The 2,664-nt window shown below is 63.0% G+C and carries 2 protein-coding genes; both read left to right on the top strand.

Annotated elements, in window-relative coordinates:
* The first annotated feature begins 78 nt into the window (after positions 1–78).
* On the top strand, positions 79–402 hold the full coding sequence (locus tag ACFFAR_RS26020; protein WP_061998630.1) for an AzlD domain-containing protein: 324 nt from the start codon (positions 79–81) through the stop codon (positions 400–402).
* A 406-nt stretch (positions 403–808) separates the two neighbouring features.
* Complete coding sequence (locus tag ACFFAR_RS26015) at positions 809–1,999, top strand: phosphoglycerate kinase (protein ID WP_062169335.1); 1,191 nt, start codon at positions 809–811, stop codon at positions 1,997–1,999.
* Positions 2,000–2,664 lie beyond the last annotated feature (665 nt).

Below are 2,664 nucleotides of genomic sequence, written 5' to 3'. Positions count from 1 at the left end.
CGCCGCGCCGAAAGATCCGGCCGTTGAACCGCCCCGCGCCAAACTCGATGCCCCCGCCAAAAATACCCGGAGCGCCCGGTGACCACCGCCCAGATCTGGCTTGCCATTGCCGGCATGGCGCTGATCACGGGCCTGACGCGCGCGCTGTTCCTGATCGGCGGCGAACGCATGATCTTGCCCGAGCGGGTACAGCGCGCCTTGCGATACGCGCCGGCTGCGGCGCTCGTCGCGGTCGTCGTGCCCGATTTGCTGAGCACGCCGGATGGACTGTCCATCGCGTTTTCGAACCATGCGCTGTATGCGTCGCTCTGCGGCCTTGCCTGGTTTTTGTGGCGGCGGAGCATGCTCGGGACGATCGTCGTGGGCATGATCGTGTTCACCGGATTGCGGCTCTTCGCCTGATTTCATGCTGCGCCGCATCATGATATGCAAGGCATTGTGAGCATTCCCGAATCCCGGGGATTTGCGTTTGCAGCGTTGGCGGGCGGTGGGTATCGGTTAAAATGGCGATCTTGCTGTCGTGTCCAATGAGGTCGATCGTGTATCCGGCAGTCACCGCACAAGCGCTTCAATCGCTCCAGTCGCTTCAGTCTCCGCTGTCACGCCCAGCCGATTCGGCGCATCGGTTTCCGGCGCGATCCGCTTTGTCGTCTGCATCGGGGCTGCATCGTTCGCCCAACCGCAAGCACACCGCTTCCGCTTCAATTTCCCCGTAGCACTCTCTCGCGAGCCGCAGGCCTTTGGTTCCGGTCTGTGATTTCCAATCGCCCGAACCGCTTTCCAATCACCCGCTCACACGCTGACTCCCATGACGAAAGTACTGCGTTTCACCGATCTGATCGCCGAAGGCAAAGTGTCCGGCAAACGTGTTTTCATCCGCGCCGATCTCAATGTGCCGCAGGACGATCAGGGCAACATCACTGAAGACACGCGCGTTCGCGCATCGGTGCCGGCCATTCAGCAGGCGCTTGCTGCGGGCGCGGCCGTCATGGTCACGTCCCACCTTGGCCGTCCGACCGAAGGCCAGTTCAAGCCCGAGGATTCGCTCGCGCCGGTGGCCAGGCGTCTTGGTGAATTGCTCGGCCGCGACGTGCCGCTGGTGGCCGATTGGGTCGATGGTGTCCAGGTCCAGCCGGGTCAGGTCGTGCTGCTCGAGAACTGCCGCTGCAACAAGGGTGAGAAGAAGAACGACGACGCGCTGTCACAGAAGCTCGCCAAACTTTGCGACATCTACGTGAACGACGCATTCGGCACGGCGCACCGGGCTGAAGCGACCACGCACGGAATTGCGAAATACGCGCCCGTGGCGTGCGCGGGTCCGCTGCTCGCGGCTGAACTCGACGCATTGGGCAAGGCGCTCGGCGAGCCGAAGCGTCCGCTGGTCGCGATCGTGGCGGGATCGAAGGTATCGACGAAACTCACCATCCTCAAGTCGCTGGCCGAGAAAGTGGACCAGTTGATCGTGGGCGGCGGCATTGCCAACACGTTCATGCTGGCTTCCGGCCTGAATATCGGCAAGTCGCTGGCGGAAAAGGATCTCGTCGATGAAGCCAGGACCATCATCAGCGAAGCGCGTGCGCGTGGGGCATCGGTGCCTATTCCTAGCGACGTCGTGACCGCGAAGGAATTCGCCGCGACCGCGAAGGCCGAAACGAAGGCCGTCGACCAGGTCCAGGACGACGACCTGATCCTCGATATCGGTCCGGACACCGCCAAGGCGCTTGCCGCGCAACTGGAAAAGGCCGGCACGATCGTATGGAACGGTCCGGTCGGCGTGTTCGAATTCGACCAGTTCGGCAACGGCACGAAGACGCTGGCGGACGCCATCGCGAACTCGTCGGCGTTCTCGATTGCAGGCGGCGGCGACACGCTCGCGGCCATCCAGAAATACGGCATCCACGACAAGATTTCCTACATCTCGACGGGCGGCGGCGCGTTCCTCGAGTTCCTGGAAGGCAAGACGTTGCCGGCGGTAGAAGTGCTCGAATCGCGGGCCTGATCCAATGACAAAAGCCACGTCGGAGTCGGATAACGAGCGGTCTGTATTGGCCGTGGAAGAGCTGGCGGAAAAGATGGTCGCGGACGTGGAGGGCAGCGTGGGCGAAGAAGCGCGCCATGCCCGCGTAGTCGAGGCGGTTGCTACGTCTACTGCGTCCACGCCGGACGCGCTTTCACCTGCAGCCGGAAGCGATCAAGGCATTGAAGACGATGCAAAGCCGAAGCGCCCGGCCCGCGTTCCCTCCCGGCGTAGCGGCAAGTTGAAGAAGGAAACGGCGGTCATGATCGGCGGCGCGAGTGCAGCGTCGCTGATACCTGGCCCCGGAGCGTTATCGAACAGCCATCACAAAGCGACGCCGGCACGATCCGGCGCGCGTCCGCAGGCGGAGACAACTGAATCCCCGTCAGCACACCGTACTCGCAGCGCTGTTTCAGGCGATACCACCCAGACGAGGAATTCCATGCATCGCGCTACAAAGATTGTCGCCACCATCGGCCCGGCTTCCAGCTCCCCTGAGATCCTGTTGCAAATGATCCAGGCCGGTCTCGACGTGGTTCGTTTCAACTTTTCCCACGGCACCGCCGACGACCATCGTCAGCGTGCGCAATACGTCCGCGACGCCGCCAAGCAATGCGGCCGCGAGGTTGCGCTGATGGCCGACCTGC

This window comes from uncultured Caballeronia sp. (assembly GCF_964243625.1).
GTDB lineage: Bacteria > Pseudomonadota > Gammaproteobacteria > Burkholderiales > Burkholderiaceae > Caballeronia.
Note: the sequence above shows the minus strand (reverse complement) of the source record. Positions and strands in the feature narration are given on the sequence as shown.